The following is a 16361-nucleotide window of genomic DNA, read 5'->3' on the forward strand; positions in this document are numbered from 1 at the left end:
GGAGCAGCCCCGAAAAGGGGCCTGTTCCTGAAAGCATCATATACATTAAACGCGCGGCTGCCATTTCAATGTTCGTTTGAAAAGGCATCACTCTATCTCAGTTTATTATCATTTACGATCGTCTCACCTCATTGCTAAAATGAGTCATTATTTATATTCATCATTAAATATCATCGATATTGCTCCGGTATTTTTCGCTTTATACACTGCATAAACGCTTTCCAATAATTAATCATTGTTCACTGGATGAATTATGCAACTGAAGAAATTATCGATATATACCGCCGCATTATTATTTACCACCTCGGCGTTGGCTCATGGCTACGTGGCGTTTCCGCCCAGTCGGGCCTATCAATGTAATACAGGCAAAAACAGCGACTGCGGTTCAGTACAGTGGGAGCCGCAAAGCGTTGAGCAAACGAGCGGTTTTCCTGAAGGCGCAATGCCGCCGGACGGTCAACTGGCCAGCGCGGGTAAAGCCAACTTCTCGCAGCTTGATAGCCAGAGCCCGACTCGCTGGGCTAAAAGCGCAATAAAGAGCGGGGCAAATAACTTCATCTGGCACCATTCTGCCCCCCATAAAACCACCAACTGGCGTTATTACATAACCAAACAGAACTGGGACCAAAATAAGCCGCTGACGCGCAGCGATTTTGAAAGTAAGCCCTTCTGTCAAATTGACGGTAACGGCATGACGCCGGCTATTGAGGTCACCCACTCATGTAATGTGCCAGAGCGTACCGGTTATCAGGTTATTTATGCAGTCTGGGAAATCGCCGATACGGCAAATAGTTTTTATCAGGCCATTGACGTCGATTTTGGCGGTACCGGCGATGACGCTGAGAACGGTTCCCTCTGGACAACGCAGCTTACCGGTCAGCTGAGCGGAAAAGATCTTCATGCTGGTGATAAAGTCATTGCCCATGTCTTTAATGCCAGCGGAGAGGTTCATTCGCTGCAAACGGAATTGACTATTGCCAGCGAAGCACAAGGGAAATCCAGTCAATGGTCTTACGATTTGGCGGAAGTCATTAATACCGCACACCATGATAGCCTGCGTGCCGGAGTAAAAGACGGCAGTGGCAACATTAATCCCATCTATGGCGTTAACCAGGTGTATGCGCCGCAAGGCAGCGCGTTGCAAAGCGTCACGCTGAGTTATAGCGAATCGCAAGCGGACGATACCGCGAAAGAATCCCTGAGCCTCAGCAACGTCGCCGCAACCCCCATCGAAAACGGCAAAGCAACGGTGACTTTCAACGCCGCGGCCAAAGGCGAAATGCATCTCACCGCCGTCGTCAGCGATCATGCTGGTGCAGAGAAAGGGAGTCTCCAGCAAACGATAGATAATCGCTCTCTGCCGTTATCGATTCCACTGACCAACGTTCAGGCAGGCCATCATATGCTGCGCTACTCAGCCAGTAATGCGCAGGGCGCCATTATCAGCCAGGGTGTGATCAACCTGATGCTGGAAGAGAAGAGCGAACCAACGCCAGCGCCTGCGGGAAACTACGATTATACCTTCCCGGATAACCTGAAAAGCTATACGGCGGGGACGAAGGTCATGCAGCCTAAAAATGGCAAAGTGTACCAATGTCGTCCGTTCCCCTACAGCGGCTACTGCGTGCAGTGGAGCCAACACGCCAGCCAGTACGAGCCGGGGGTTGGCTCTGACTGGGCGATGGCCTGGACCGAAGTCGCCCAATAATTTCTCCCGGCGGCTCACGCCTTATGCGGATAGCGCCCTGCGTTATCCGCTTTTCTCCTTCGCAAAATGCGGCCTGCTTAATGATAAAGCAGCCAGCACTCTTTATAATGGCCCACGCCAGTCTGATTACATTTAAATATTTCAGGAGAACTCATGTCTAAAACTATCGCGACGGAAAATGCGCCAGCAGCCATCGGCCCGTACGTTCAGGGCGTTGATCTGGGTAACATGATCATCACTTCCGGGCAGATCCCGGTAGACCCGAAAACCGGCAGCGTGCCTGAAGAGGTTGCGGCTCAGGCGCGTAAGTCGCTGGAGAACGTGAAAGCTATCGTCGAAGCCGCGGGCCTGAAAGTGGGCGATATCGTTAAAACCACCGTTTTCGTGAAAGACCTCAACGATTTCGCAACCGTTAACGCTGCGTATGAAGCCTTCTTCACCGAGCACAACGCCACCTTCCCGGCGCGCTCCTGCGTAGAAGTGGCGCGTCTGCCGAAAGACGTGAAGATTGAGATTGAAGCGATCGCCATTCGCCGCTAATCATAGACAGTATGAACAAAGGCAGCTCGTGGCTGCCTTTGTTGTTTCTGCTCGTAAAGCGCCTCGCTCACTGCCAGCCGTAGCGACGGCTGTAAAAGCCCTTAACCATTTGGGTCAGGGTCATATAGCCCGCCAGGATAGCAATCAGCCACGGGAAGTAGCTTAACGGCAGCGCCTGAAGCTGTAGATACCCCGCCAGCGGCGAGAACGGCAGCGCTACTCCAACCACCATGACCAGCAGCGTCATCACGATCAGCGGCCAGGCCGCACGGCTCTGGATAAAGGGGATCCGCCGCGTGCGGATCATATGCACGATCAGCGTCTGCGACAGCAGGCCCACCACAAACCAGCCGGACTGGAACAGGGTCTGATGTTCCGGCGTATTGGCGTGGAATACCCACCACATCAGGCAGAACGTCAGAATATCGAATATCGAACTGATCGGCCCAAAGAAGACCATAAAGCGCCCGAGATCCGCCGGGTTCCAGCGCTGCGGTTTACGGATCTGCTCATCGTCAACGTTATCAAACGGAATGGCGACCTGGGAGACATCGTACAGCAGATTCTGGATCAGCAGATGCAGCGGCAGCATCGGCAGGAACGGCAGGAAGGCGCTGGCCACCAGCACGCTGAACACGTTGCCGAAGTTGGAGCTGGCGGTCATTTTGATGTATTTGAGCATATTAGCGAAGGTCCGGCGGCCTTCAATAACCCCTTCTTCCAGTACCATCAGGCTCTTCTCCAGCAGGATGATATCCGCCGCTTCACGAGCAATGTCCACGGCGCCGTCGACGGAAATACCGATATCCGCCGCGCGCAGCGCCGGGGCGTCGTTAATGCCGTCGCCCATAAATCCCACCACGTGTCCTTCGCGTTTCAGCAGAGTCACGATACGCTCTTTGTGCAACGGCGCCAGGCGCGCAAACAGGGTGGTACGTTTTGCCAGCTCGGCCAGTTCATCATCGCTCAGCGCTTCAACCTGGCTGCCGATCACCACGTCCCCCGCATCCAGACCTACTTCGTGGCAGACTTTGGCCGCCACCAGCTCGCTGTCTCCGGTCAGGATTTTGACCGTAATACCGCTGGCCTTCAGCGCTTTCAGCGCCGGGGCTGTGGTCTCTTTCGGCGGGTCCAGGAAAGCGATATAGCCTTCAAGGATCAAGTCGGATTCATCCGCGCGCTGGTAGTCGCCTTCGCGGGCGGGCAGATACTTCGTCGCCACCGCCACAACGCGCAATCCCTGACGATTGAGGCTGTCGGTCACCCGACGGATGCGCCGCAGCATGGTGTCGTCCAGCGGTACGATGTCGCCGTTATAGCGCACCTGGGTCGAGACGTTGAGGATCTCCTGCAGCGCCCCTTTGCAGATCAGTTGATGAACGTTGCTCTGCTCCTGCACCACCACCGACATGCGGCGACGCTCAAAATCAAACGGGATCTCATCCACTTTCTGCCAGCGTTCCGCCAGCCCGCGCGCCGACTCCTGTTCAACGCCTTCCAGCACTGCGGTATCGAGCAGATTCTTCAGTCCGGTCTGATAGTGGCTGTTCAGCCAGGCCGTATGCAGCACGCGTTCGCTCACCTTGCCGGAGACATCGGTGTGGTTCTCCAGCACGATTTTATCCTGCGTCAGGGTACCGGTTTTATCGGTGCACAGAATATCCATCGCGCCAAAGTTCTGTATCGCGTCGAGGTGCTTGACGATCACTTTCTGTTTTGACAGCTTCACCGCCCCGCGCGCCAGGGTCGAGGTGACGATCATCGGCAGCATCTCCGGGGTCAGACCCACCGCGACGGAGAGCGCGAACAGCGCCGCTTCCCACCAGTCGCCTTTGGTATAGCCGTTAATCAGCAGCACAACCGGCGTCATCACCAGCATAAAGCGGATCAGCAGCATGCTGACCCGGCTGATCCCTTTCTGAAAGGCGTTTGGCTCGCTTTCCTGCTCGCTAACGCGGCCAGCCAGTTGACCAAACCAGGTACCGCCGCCGGTGGCGAAAACAATCGCCTGCGCCGAACCGCTCACCACGTTGGTACCCATAAAGCACAGAGTGTCGCACTCCAGCGGGTTCGTCTGCAGCGGGTCGCGGGTATGGGCGACTTTTTCAACCGGCAGCGATTCACCGGTCAACGATGCCTGGGCGACAAACAGATCGCGCGCCTGAATAACGCGCAGGTCTGCGGGGATCATGTCTCCCGCCGATAGCTTAACGATATCCCCCGGCACCAGCTGGTCGATGGGCAGCTCGCACCAGCGGCTTTCACCCTGCTCATTCACCACCCGCAGTACCGTCGCGGTATTGCTGACCATCGCCTTCAGGGCGTCCGCCGCTTTGGTCGAGCGGGCTTCCTGGATAAAGTTCAGCAGCGTGGAGATCCCCACCATCAGGGCGATGACCGCCGCGGCAAACAGATCTTCCGTCGAGTAGGAGACGATACCCAGGACGGTCAACAGCAGGTTGAAGGGGTTGCGATAGCAGCTCCACAGATGCACCCACCAGGGTGACGGCTTCTGCGCCGGGATCTGGTTTTCGCCATACCGGGCGATTTTCTGCGCCACTTCGCCTGCATTGAGCCCTTCCGGATGGCTGGCGAAAGCGCGCCAGATTTCATTATCATCCATTGCCGCGACGTTCAGGCACTGCTTGCCAAGAGAATCGGGGATTGGCGCGCTCGCCATATTGCGGGCATCAGGAAGCGGATCGCGCTGGACTAAACGATGCGGTAAATGGCGGCCAAGCTGGGCGAACAGCTGGCGGGTAAAATTTTTCAACATAAACGGTCCCTCCGCGCTCGCACGAGCGAACGCAGCGCTAACGACAGGCGCAAGTCAACCTTACCTGTCAGGCATGTTATTTTTATGGCAGGGACATCAAAGACATCGCTGCTTTACGCTTCCGGTAAAGCAGCGCTAAGCAGATTTACCGGAAAAAGTGGTAGCTCCATCGAGGATGAGGAGTGGGATCGGGGTCCATAAAATCTCCGGTAAATGAATACAAACGGCGCGAATTATAACGTCACCGATAATCTATTTGTGGCTATTATGGCGATGATACCCCCCGGCAACTAAACCAGACGTAAACCAGACTTTGCTCATTGTGGTTTCGTTGAGTAGCATTAGGCTCACTTTAAGCGGACTACAACGAGAACCCTGCATGCAAAACCGGCTGACCATCAAAGATATCGCGCGCTTAAGCGGCGTCGGGAAATCGACGGTATCGCGCGTGCTTAATAACGAAAGCGGCGTTAGCGAACGTACTCGCCAGCGAGTCGAAGCGGTGATGCAGCAGCACGGTTTTTCACCCTCTCGTTCTGCCAGGGCGATGCGCGGCCAGAGCGACAAAGTGGTGGCGATTATCGTCACGCGTCTGGATTCATTGTCGGAAAACCTTGCCGTCCAGACCATGCTGCCCGCCTTTTACGAGCAGGGCTACGATCCGATTATGATGGAAAGCCAGTTCTCCCCGGCGCTGGTAGAGGAGCATCTCGGCATGCTCGCCCGGCGCAATATCGACGGCGTGGTGCTGTTTGGTTTTACCGGCATCCATGAAGAGATGCTCACCCCGTGGCGGGAGACGCTGGTGCTGCTGGCCCGCGACGCGCCGGGCATCGCCTCCGTGTGCTATGACGATGAAGGGTCGATCAGGATGCTGATGCAGCGCCTGTACGATCGCGGGCATCGCCACATTAGCTTCCTCGGCGTTCCGCACAGCGACGTCACCACCGGGCAGCGCCGCCACCAGGCCTACCTCGATTTCTGCCGTCAAAAGCACCTCTCGCCCCTTGCCGCGCTGCCGGGCCTGGGCATGAAGCAGGGCTACGAAAACGTCGCCTGCCTGCTGTCGGCTGAAACCAGCGCGCTGGTCTGCGCCACCGACACCCTCGCGCTGGGGGCCAGCAAATATCTCCAGCAACAGGGTATCGATCATCTCCAGCTTGCCAGCGTCGGCAGCACGCCGCTGATGAAGTTTCTCCACCCGGAGATCCTGACCGTCGATCCCGGCTACGCCGAGTCCGGACGCCAGGCGGCTAAGCAGCTGATCGAGCAGATCGCCGGCAGTCGGGAGCCTCGTCAAATCGTCATTCCCGCCGTACTGAATTAAGCCTGTCTTAACGATTTATGTGATCTTCGCTGCGTTTCGGGAACGTTCCCATTTTGCAATTCAAACGGAGCGAGTAGGATCCACTGCAAGTTAAATGCAACCTCTCCCCTCGGTCATGAGGCCTCATCATGAGTAAAGTAAATCAGCAGGACATCGATAAACTTATCGAACTGGTGGGCGGACGCGATAATATCGCCACCGTCAGCCACTGTATTACCCGTTTGCGCTTTGTGCTGAATAATCCAGCCATTGCCAAACCGAAAGAAATTGAACAACTACGCATGGTGAAGGGCTGCTTTACCAACGCCGGTCAGTTCCAGGTGGTGATCGGTACCGAGGTTGGCGACTACTATAAAGCGCTACTGGCGACCACCGGCCAGGCCAGCGCGGATAAAGAGCAGGCCAAAAAAGCCGCACGCCAGAATATGAAGTGGCATGAACAGCTCATTTCACATTTCGCGGAGATCTTCTTCCCGCTGCTACCTGCGCTGATCAGCGGCGGCCTGATCTTAGGCTTCCGCAACGTGATCGGCGATCTGCCAATGAGCAACGGCCAGACGCTGGCGCAGATGCATCCGTCGCTGAAAACCCTTTATGACTTCCTGTGGCTGATTGGCGAGGCGATCTTCTTCTACCTGCCGGTGGGTATCTGCTGGTCTGCGGTAAAGAAAATAGGCGGCACGCCGATCCTCGGCATCGTGCTGGGCGTTACGTTAGTTTCTCCGCAGCTGATGAACGCCTACCTGCTGGGTCAGCAGGTGCCGGAGGTATGGAACTTCGGCCTGTTTACGATTGAGAAAGTCGGCTACCAGGCGCAGGTGATTCCGGCCTTGATGGCGGGGCTGGCGCTCGGCTTTATTGAAACGCGGCTGAAACGCATCGTGCCTGACTATCTTTACCTGGTGATCGTGCCGGTCTGTTCGCTGATCCTGGCGGTCTTCCTCGCGCACGCCTTTATCGGACCGGTTGGCCGCATGATTGGCGACGGCGTGGCCTGGGCCGTGCGTCATCTGTTAACCGGCAGCTTTGCGCCGATTGGCGCCGCGCTGTTCGGCTTCCTGTACGCCCCGCTGGTGATCACCGGAGTCCATCAGACCACGCTCGCCATCGATATGCAGATGATTCAAAGCATGGGCGGTACGCCGGTATGGCCGCTGATTGCGTTGTCCAACATCGCTCAGGCGTCGGCAGTGGTGGGGATAATCATCGCCAGCCGTAAACAGAACGAACGCGAAATCTCCGTTCCGGCCGCCATTTCCGCCTATCTCGGCGTGACGGAACCCGCTATGTACGGTATCAATCTGAAATACCGCTTCCCGATGCTTTGCGCGATGGTCGGCTCCGGTCTTGCCGGGCTGCTGTGCGGACTGAACGGTGTGATGGCCAACGGCATCGGCGTCGGTGGCCTGCCGGGCATTCTCTCTATTCAACCCACCTACTGGCAGGTTTACGCACTGGCGATGGCCATTGCCGTGATTGTGCCGATTGTCCTGACGACAGTCGTTTACCAACGCAAATTCCGCCAGGGCACCTTACAGATTGTCTGACATCTTATTTTCGGGGCGCGCTGTCGCCCCCCTCTTTTGTAGCAGGAACGCAATATGAATACCCTTCCCCTCTGGTGGCAAAACGGCGTTATTTATCAAATCTATCCGAAGAGTTTCCAGGATACGACCGGCACCGGTACCGGCGATCTGCGCGGCGTCACCTCTCGCCTCGACTATCTGCAAAAGCTTGGCGTTGACGCTATCTGGCTGACGCCGTTCTATGTCTCGCCGCAGGTGGATAACGGCTACGATGTGGCCAACTATACCGCTATCGACCCTGCCTACGGCACGCTGGACGATTTCGATGAGCTGGTGGCTCAGGCGAAGGCGCGAGGAATTCGTATCGTGCTGGATATGGTGCTGAACCACACTTCGACCGAGCATGCCTGGTTCCGGGAAGCGCTCAGCAAAGAGAGTCCGTATCGCCAGTTCTATATCTGGCGCGACGGCGAGCCGACCACCCCGCCGAACAACTGGCAATCTAAGTTTGGCGGCAACGCCTGGCAGTGGCACGCCGAAAGCGAGCAGTACTATCTGCATCTGTACGCCGTTGAGCAGGCAGATCTGAACTGGGAAAACCCTGCCGTGCGCGCAGAGCTGAAAAAAGTCTGCGAATTCTGGGCCGATCGCGGCGTCGATGGCCTGCGCCTGGACGTGATCAATGTTATCTCCAAAGACCAGTCCTTCCCGTCCGATACCGCTGGCGATGGCCGCCGCTTTTATACCGACGGTCCGCGAGCGCACGAATTTTTGCAGGAGATGAGCCGCGATGTCTTCACCCCGCGAAATCTGATGACGGTGGGCGAAATGTCCTCCACCACGCTTGAACATTGCCAAAAATATGCGGCGCTCGACGGCAGCGAACTCTCGATGACCTTTAACTTCCACCATCTGAAGGTGGACTACCCCGGCGGAGAGAAGTGGACGCTGGCGCGACCGGATTTTGTGGCGTTGAAATCGCTGTTCAGGCACTGGCAGCAGGGAATGCACAATCGCGCCTGGAATGCGCTGTTCTGGTGTAACCACGATCAGCCGCGCATCGTCTCCCGTTTCGGTGATGAAGGGGAATACCGCGTCCCGGCGGCGAAAATGCTGGCGATGGTGCTGCACGGCATGCAGGGCACGCCCTATATTTATCAGGGCGAAGAGATTGGCATGACTAATCCGCACTTTACGCGCATCACCGATTATCGCGACGTTGAGAGCCACAACATGTATATCGAACGCGCGGCTCAGGGCCGGGACGCGGATGAACTGTTGGCGATTCTGGCCAGTAAATCGCGCGATAACAGCCGCACGCCCATGCAGTGGAACCGCGGTGAAAACGGCGGATTCACCGCAGGCGAGCCGTGGATTGCGCTGTGCGACAACTATCGCGAGATTAACGCCGAAGCAGCGCTGGCGGACCCGGAATCCGTGTTTTATGCCTATCAGCAGCTGATTGCGCTGCGCAAGAGCACGCCGGTGCTGACCTGGGGCGATTACCAGGACCTGCTGCCGGAACATCCGTCGCTGTGGTGCTACCGCCGTCAGTGGCAGGGACAAACGCTGGTCGTCGTGGCGAACCTGAGCCGCGAGTTCCAGCGCTGGCAGCCGGAAGTCATGAGCGGCGACTGGCGGACGCTCATGAGCAACTACGCGGAAGTGGCGAACCGCCCTGCCGATATGACCCTGCGCCCGTTTGAAGCGGTATGGTGGCTGCAGGCGTAACCCCCTCCCCGGCTTGCGCTACGCTTAGCCGGGCTTCCGATTCACAGCCGTCTGCGGGCCGGTGGCCCGGACAGGCGCGTCAAGCGCCTGTCCGGGAATACGCTTTAAATACGATCAGCCGCAGACAGCGTCGCGCTGGCTTCCGGCTGCGCGGACGCCTGCTCTTCTTTCGCCTTCAGGCGATCCCATACCCGGAAGAACGGATAATAGATCACCAGCGAGATCGCCAGGTTCACCACCTGCAGCACCGCGCCGGAAATATGCCCTCCGGTCGCCAGATAGCCGCTCATAAAAATAGGCGTGGTAAACGGTAGCGCAATCCCCGCCGGCTTCATCACCAGCCCGGTGGCCATCGCGGTATACGAGACAATCACCAGCAGGACCGGCGTCAAAATAAACGGCAGGAAGAAGTACGGGTTCATCACCAGCGGAATGCCGAATACCATCGGCTCGCTGATATTAAACAGCGCCCCCGGCGCGGCGATTTTTCCCAGCTGTTTCATCTGCTGGCTACGGCTGTGCAGCAGCATAAAAATCACCAGCCCCAGCAGCGCACCGGTACCGCCGGGCGCAATCCACAGATCATAAAACTGCTGGGTAATGATATGCGGGATCGGCAGTCCATTCTGAAACGCTTCCAGGTTTTCCGACATATTCGACAGCCAGACCGGGCGAATAAACACCAGCACAATGGTGTCGCCGTGCAGCCCCAAGGTCCACAGGATACCAATCAGGATCACCGAGATAATCATCCCCGGCAGCGAACCGCCGACGTGCGACATGGGAATACCGATAAGGGTGGTAATCATGCTATTGATATCGCCGAACGGCGAAGCTTCAACGATCAGGCGCAGCGCCAGCACCACGGCCAGCACGCAGAAACCGGGGATCAGGGCGAGAAAAGATTTCGCCACCGCGGGCGGTACGCCGTCCGGCATGCGGATCACCAGATTACGGCTGGCCACCAGGCGATAAATCTCTGTAGAGAGCAGCGAAATCACAATCGCCACAAACAGTCCCTGGCTGCCAATCATCCCCACCGGCAGCACGCCTTTGACGATTTGCGCCGCTGAACCGTCTGCCGGCGTAAAGAGCGTCACCTGGGGGATCGTCATCACAAACGCCACCAGCGACATCGCCCCGGCGCTTAGCGGATCCAGGGTGCGATATTTCTCCGCCAGCCGGTAGGCAATGCCGAAGGCGGAGAGCAGCGCCATGATGTCATAGGTCGCTTTGACCGGGTACAGCATCTTATCGCGCCAGGCATCGCCAAACACGCTGGCCATCAGCTCACCGTAACCAGGGATCGGCAGATAAGCGAATATCAGGAAAAACGAACCGATCAGCATAAACGGCATATTAAGGATAATGCCGTCACGTACCGACAGGACATGCTTCTGCCCGCCGATTTTCAGCGCGGCGGGCATGACATAGCGTTCAATAAATGAAGTACGAGACATAGTGGTATCCCCGAAGGCGGAAAAGTTTAGTTAAACTGCGTTAACCAGGGGCGGTTGATGGTTAACACCTCATCAAGCAGCGCCCGGGCATCGGTCACATTCCCGACCAGCGGGTTACTCACCAGCGCCAGCAGCGCGCTATCCCGGCAGCCGTGGACCGCGGCCTCAATCGTCAAGCGCTCGAAGGCTTTCACCTGTTGCGTCAGTCCGTTCATGATCGGCGGCAGCGCGCCAAAGGCCAGCGGTCGTGCGCCCTGCGCGTCAATAATGCTGTTAATTTCCACCACCGCATCATCATCGAAGCCGTGAATCGCGCCGTTGTTGCGGGTGTTGACGACCATCTCCTTGCCAAGATTGTTGTAGATGGCGTTAATCAGCTCCACCGCCACTTCGGAGTAGTACGCACCGCCGCGGAAGCTCAGCTGTTCGGGCTTTTCATCCAGATCGGGCCGGGCATAGATATCAAACAGCTCCTGTTCCACCTTCATCACCTGCTCTGCGCGGGTGCCTTTGGTTTTTGCCGCTTCAATCTCTTCCGCCAGCATCGCCGGCGTCAGCCAGTAATAGCGATGATAGGGACAGGGGATCGCCTTCAGGGCCCGCAGAAACTCCGCCGGCCACGGCAGCGATTGAATATTGTTCATCGAGAGCGATTGACCGTCACACAGCATGTCGATGACGTTGCTGGTCACCTCTTCCCGCCCCTGCATCACCTTGTGTACCCAGACCATATGATTCAGCCCGGCGAAGCTCAGCCGAACCTCCTCTTCTTTTGCGTCCAGCATTCCGGCAATCATATGCTGCATATTGATGGGCACGTTGCACAGGCCGATGATTTTGGCGCTGCTGTAGCGACTCACCGCTTCCGTCACAATCCCGGCCGGATTGGTAAAATTGAGGATAAAGGCATCGGGCGCCAGCGCTTCCACCTTGCGGGCAACCTGTAAAATCACCGGAATAGTGCGCAGCGCTTTGGCAAATCCGCCGACGCCGGTAGTTTCCTGGCCCAGCAGCTGATACTTCAGCCCCAGACGCTCATCCGCCGCCCGCGCCGCCAGCTGACCAACCCGCAGCTGAGTCAGCACAAATTTAGCGCCGCGAATGGCCTCATCCAGGCTGAAATGCACGCTGACCTTAACCTGTTCGAGGCCATGGCGCTTAAACATACGTTGGGTCAGCGCGGCGATAATCGCCACTTTCTCGCGCCCGGCGTCAACATCGACCAGCGCCAGCTCCGTGACCGGAATCTGCTGATGGCGAAGGATGATGCCTTCGATAAGTTCCGGCGTATAGCTGCTGCCGCCGCCGATTACAGCTATTTTCAATGCTTGCATAGTGGCCTCATTTTTGGCGTACAGATCCCCGCGCAAGGCCGCAGTGGCTTTGCGAAATGAACGCGTTGATGGGAAAGCGTTAGTGGTTCAGCAGAGCGAGCGCTTTATCCAGTACGGCGGCCCCGCGCATCATGCCGTAATCCGCCATGTCGATCACCGCCACGGCTTTTCCGTGCGGGGCAGCAAGCTCCGTCAACCGGGCCGCTTCATATTTCACCTGCGGCCCCAGCAAAATCACGTCGGCATTGGGCAACTCGCGCTCAAACTCGGCGACGGGTACAGCGTAAATCTCCAGCGCCAGCGCGCGCTGTTGCCCCTCGGCTTTCATTTTGTTAACCAGCATGCTGGTGGACATTCCGGCGGCGCAGCACAGGACAATACGTGGCATAATTCCTCCCCATGGGTTTTGCTTGAGCGAGTGCTAAACAGGCACCATCGACTATAGGGCGAGGTGCGGGTACAGAAGAAGGCTATATGAAAATTTTTTTCATGTACGTGATCGAGGCGTTATTTTTCACCCTTATAATTGCCCATAAAAAGCCGAACCAGCAATAATCCCAGGCATTACGCGTGATTAAGTGGTATAAAGAGTCATCATTATTTGAAAAATATTTTCAATCTGGCGGTGGCAGAGAGAGGCTGAAAGCATGGATATCGTAGGACAGTTACAGGAAGGCATGACTCGCTTAAGCGCTCAGGAATCGAAGGTCGCGGCATTTATTCTGCAGAATTTAAGTTTTACCGCCAGCGCCTCGATTGATGAACTGGCGGCGCGCGCTGGCGTGAGCGCAGCCACGATTACCCGCTTTGCCCGCTCCGTAGGCTGCGAGGATATTCGTGATTTGCGTAAGCAGCTGGCGCAGGCTTGCGAACGGCGCACCGGTTGGCTAAACGAAGAGAGCGCCGCGCTGCCCGCCGCGTGGCGCAACAAATTAAGCCTGATTAGCACAAGTCTGGAACAACAGCTGGTAAGCACCCCCGAATCTACGCTGCAAAAGCTGCGCACGCGTCTGCAAAATGCCCGCGCCGTACACTGTTTCGCCCTTGGCGCACAGGATATTGCGCTGGCCACGCTGCTCCAGCACCAGTTGCTCTCCATCGGGATCGTGATGAATCTCTGCCAGGACAGCGCCCTGATGCGCATGATAGCCAGTACCCTTAGTGACGATCATCTTCTGCTGGTGCTGGCAACCGGCGAGGCCGATGCGATTTTGCAGGGCGCGACCCTGCTGGCCCGGGTACAAGAAGCGACAATTTTCGCCCTCACTCCCGCCGACCATTCATTAAGCAATATGGCCTCCGCGCTGCTGCCCCTGCCCGAGAATGCACAAGCCGCCCGCTACGCCCTGCTGCTGCTGGTCGACCTGCTTAACGACGCGCTGCTCGCCTGACGTTATCCCTATCGGGCCTGAATTTCCTGCGTTCAGGCCCCATTTTTGCTTATTTTATAAGCGGATAAATTTACATTAAGCGCAAGCGCCCATCATTCCTGCTCTCCTCTTTTTACTTTGTTCTGCATCAATAAAATTGCAAACATCTTTGATGCAAAGCACTACATATAGAACTTAAAATGCGCCCCGGCCCCACATATTGTATTAATAGTCTATTATGTCACCACAACCCATCGTACCCGGGCGGTGATGGGATGTGGATAAAAAGGGCCGGGATCGGAGGGAAACGGCGGCAGCTATAGCGCCCCGGGACTTCGGTTAACCTTCCGCCTCTGTGGATAACCTGTTCTATAAAAAGTATGGAGTGATCATGACACCGCATGTGATGAAACGCGATGGCTGTAAAGTGCCGTTCAAGTCAGAGCGCATTAATGAAGCAATTCTACGTGCAGCTAAAGCAGCGGGAGTCGATGACGCAGACTATTGCGCCACCGTCGCAGAAGTCGTTAGCCAGCAAATGCAGGGCCGCACCCAGGTTGATATCAACGAGATCCAGACCGCCGTTGAGAATCAGCTGATGTCCGGCCCTTACAAGCAGCTGGCGCGTGCCTACATTGAATATCGCCACGACCGCGATAGCCAGCGTGAAAAACGCGGTCGTCTGAACCAGGAAATTCGCGGCCTGGTTGAGCAGACCAACTCGGCGTTACTCAACGAGAACGCCAACAAAGACAGTAAAGTTATTCCTACCCAGCGCGATCTGCTGGCGGGTATCGTGGCTAAACACTATGCGCGTCAGCACCTGCTGCCGCATGATGTAGTGATGGCGCACGAGCGCGGCCTGATCCACTATCACGATCTCGACTATTCGCCATTCTTCCCGATGTTCAACTGCATGCTGATCGATCTTAAAGGCATGCTGACGCAGGGTTTTAAAATGGGCAACGCCGAGATTGAGCCGCCGAAGTCCATCTCTACCGCCACCGCGGTAACGGCGCAGATTATCGCGCAGGTCGCCAGCCATATTTATGGCGGCACGACCATCAACCGCATCGATGAAGTGCTGGCGCCGTTTGTTACCGAAAGCTTCAATAAGCACCGTAAAATTGCCGAAGAGTGGCAAATCCCCGACGCCGAAGGTTATGCCCGTTCCCGCACCGAGAAAGAGTGCTACGACGCCTTCCAGTCGCTGGAATATGAAGTGAACACCCTGCATACCGCCAACGGTCAGACGCCGTTCGTCACCTTCGGTTTCGGCCTCGGTACCAGCTGGGAATCGCGTCTGATTCAGCAGTCCATTCTGCGCAATCGCATCGCGGGACTCGGTAAAAATCGCAAAACGGCGGTGTTCCCCAAGCTGGTCTTCGCCATTCGCGACGGCCTGAACCATAAGTTTGGCGACGCGAACTACGACATTAAACAGCTGGCGCTGGAGTGCGCGAGCAAGCGCATGTATCCGGATATCCTCAACTACGATCAGGTCGTGAAGGTGACCGGCTCGTTCAAAACCCCGATGGGCTGCCGCAGCTTCCTCGGCGTGTGGGAAAACGAGGACGGCGAACAGGTGCACGATGGCCGCAACAACCTCGGCGTTATCAGCCTCAACCTGCCGCGTATTGCCCTGGAAGCCCGCGGCGACGAAGCTGTGTTCTGGAAACTTCTGGATGAGCGTCTGCAGCTGGCGCGTAAAGCGCTGATGACCCGCATCGCCCGTCTGGAAGGAGTGAAGGCTCGCGTTGCGCCGATTCTGTATATGGAAGGGGCCTGCGGCGTGCGCCTGAAAGCGGATGACGACGTTTCGGAGATTTTCAAAAACGGCCGCGCGTCGATTTCTCTTGGCTATATCGGTATCCATGAAACCATCAACGCGCTGTTCGGCAATAAGCCTATGTACGATAGCGAAGCGCTGCGTGAAAAAGGCGTCGCCATCGTTCAGCGTCTGCGCGAAGCGGTAGACCAGTGGAAAGACGAGACCGGCTACGGCTTTAGCCTGTACAGCACGCCGAGCGAAAATCTCTGCGACCGCTTCTGCCGTCTGGACACCGCTGAGTTCGGCGTGATCGAAGGCGTCACCGACAAAGGGTATTACACCAACAGCTTCCACCTCGATGTGGAGAAGAAGGTGAACCCGTACGATAAAATCGATTTTGAAGCGCCTTACCCGCCACTGGCTAACGGGGGCTTTATTTGCTACGGCGAGTACCCGAATATTCAGCACAACCTGCGGGCGCTGGAAGACGTGTGGGATTATAGCTATCAGCACGTGCCCTATTACGGGACCAATACGCCTATCGATGAGTGCTACGAGTGCGGTTTTACCGGTGAGTTCGAGTGTACCAGCAAAGGCTTCACCTGCCCGAAATGCGGCAACCACGATGCCTCTCGCGTGTCGGTAACCCGCCGGGTATGCGGTTATCTCGGAAGCCCGGACGCCCGCCCGTTCAACGCCGGCAAGCAGGAAGAAGTGAAGCGCCGCGTGAAGCATCTGGGCAACGGGCAGATCGGTTAATTCCAGGTGGTTTAGCCCCTCCCCCTCTCCCCAACGGGGAGAGGGGGCCGGCCCCGTAG

General features: G+C 56.8%; 12 protein-coding genes. 7 read left to right on the forward strand and 5 right to left on the reverse strand.

The annotated features are described in order from the left end of the window. The first annotated feature begins 253 nt into the window (after positions 1–253). Positions 254–1708, forward strand: coding sequence for an N-acetylglucosamine-binding protein GbpA (gene gbpA, locus ACSIPU_RS11480; RefSeq protein ID WP_196557796.1), 1455 nt, complete (start codon positions 254–256; stop codon positions 1706–1708). A 153-nt stretch (positions 1709–1861) separates the two neighbouring features. Next, on the forward strand, positions 1862–2248 hold the full coding sequence (gene ridA, locus ACSIPU_RS11485) for a 2-iminobutanoate/2-iminopropanoate deaminase (RefSeq protein WP_196557794.1): 387 nt from the start codon (positions 1862–1864) through the stop codon (positions 2246–2248). A gap of 67 nt (positions 2249–2315) precedes the next feature. Here the strand turns inward: ridA and mgtA are convergent, their stop codons facing one another. Further along, complete coding sequence (gene mgtA, locus ACSIPU_RS11490; RefSeq protein WP_109220879.1) at positions 2316–5024, reverse strand: magnesium-translocating P-type ATPase; 2709 nt, start codon at positions 5022–5024, stop codon at positions 2316–2318. A 145-nt stretch (positions 5025–5169) separates the two neighbouring features. Further along, positions 5170–5223 (reverse strand): mgtA regulatory leader peptide MgtL, encoded by a 54-nt coding sequence (gene mgtL, locus ACSIPU_RS11495; RefSeq protein ID WP_139025212.1) that lies wholly within the window; start codon positions 5221–5223, stop codon positions 5170–5172. A gap of 180 nt (positions 5224–5403) precedes the next feature. On the opposite strand from mgtL, the gene treR reads away from it, so the two are divergent. The 3 genes from treR (at position 5404) to treC (ending at position 9608) form a co-directional block, all read left to right on the forward strand. Beyond that, positions 5404–6351 carry a trehalose operon repressor TreR gene (gene treR, locus ACSIPU_RS11500; RefSeq protein ID WP_016809082.1) on the forward strand — a complete coding sequence of 316 codons (948 nt, stop codon included), beginning with the start codon at positions 5404–5406 and terminating at the stop codon, positions 6349–6351. A 128-nt stretch (positions 6352–6479) separates the two neighbouring features. Then, on the forward strand, positions 6480–7898 hold the full coding sequence (treB, locus tag ACSIPU_RS11505; protein WP_004108948.1) for a PTS trehalose transporter subunit IIBC: 1419 nt from the start codon (positions 6480–6482) through the stop codon (positions 7896–7898). Between the two features lie 54 nt (positions 7899–7952). After that, positions 7953–9608, forward strand: a complete 1656-nt coding sequence (gene treC, locus ACSIPU_RS11510; RefSeq protein WP_108704284.1) for an alpha,alpha-phosphotrehalase — start codon at positions 7953–7955, stop codon at positions 9606–9608. Between the two features lie 104 nt (positions 9609–9712). Here the strand turns inward: treC and celB are convergent, their stop codons facing one another. The 3 genes from celB to ACSIPU_RS11525 all read right to left on the reverse strand — a co-directional run bounded on the left by celB (position 9713) and on the right by ACSIPU_RS11525 (position 12790). Then, positions 9713–11068 (reverse strand): PTS cellobiose transporter subunit IIC, encoded by a 1356-nt coding sequence (celB, locus tag ACSIPU_RS11515; RefSeq protein ID WP_047720430.1) that lies wholly within the window; start codon positions 11066–11068, stop codon positions 9713–9715. 26 nt (positions 11069–11094) lie between these two features. Continuing rightward, positions 11095–12402 (reverse strand): 6-phospho-beta-glucosidase, encoded by a 1308-nt coding sequence (locus ACSIPU_RS11520; RefSeq protein WP_196557792.1) that lies wholly within the window; start codon positions 12400–12402, stop codon positions 11095–11097. A 79-nt stretch (positions 12403–12481) separates the two neighbouring features. Further along, positions 12482–12790: a PTS sugar transporter subunit IIB gene (locus ACSIPU_RS11525; RefSeq protein WP_435322034.1), complete on the reverse strand. Its 309-nt coding sequence runs from the start codon at positions 12788–12790 to the stop codon at positions 12482–12484. Positions 12791–13049: 259 nt separating this feature from the next. Here ACSIPU_RS11525 and ACSIPU_RS11530 point away from each other — a divergent pair, with 259 nt between their 5' ends. Continuing rightward, complete coding sequence (locus ACSIPU_RS11530; RefSeq protein WP_004117516.1) at positions 13050–13793, forward strand: MurR/RpiR family transcriptional regulator; 744 nt, start codon at positions 13050–13052, stop codon at positions 13791–13793. 370 nt (positions 13794–14163) lie between these two features. Then, entirely contained in the window at positions 14164–16302 is a 2139-nt protein-coding gene (gene nrdD, locus ACSIPU_RS11535; RefSeq protein ID WP_004108965.1) for an anaerobic ribonucleoside-triphosphate reductase, read from the forward strand. The last annotated feature ends 59 nt before the right edge of the window (positions 16303–16361 follow it).

It is taken from the genome of Klebsiella sp. HN106 (assembly GCF_051209435.1).
Classification (GTDB): domain Bacteria; phylum Pseudomonadota; class Gammaproteobacteria; order Enterobacterales; family Enterobacteriaceae; genus Klebsiella; species Klebsiella oxytoca.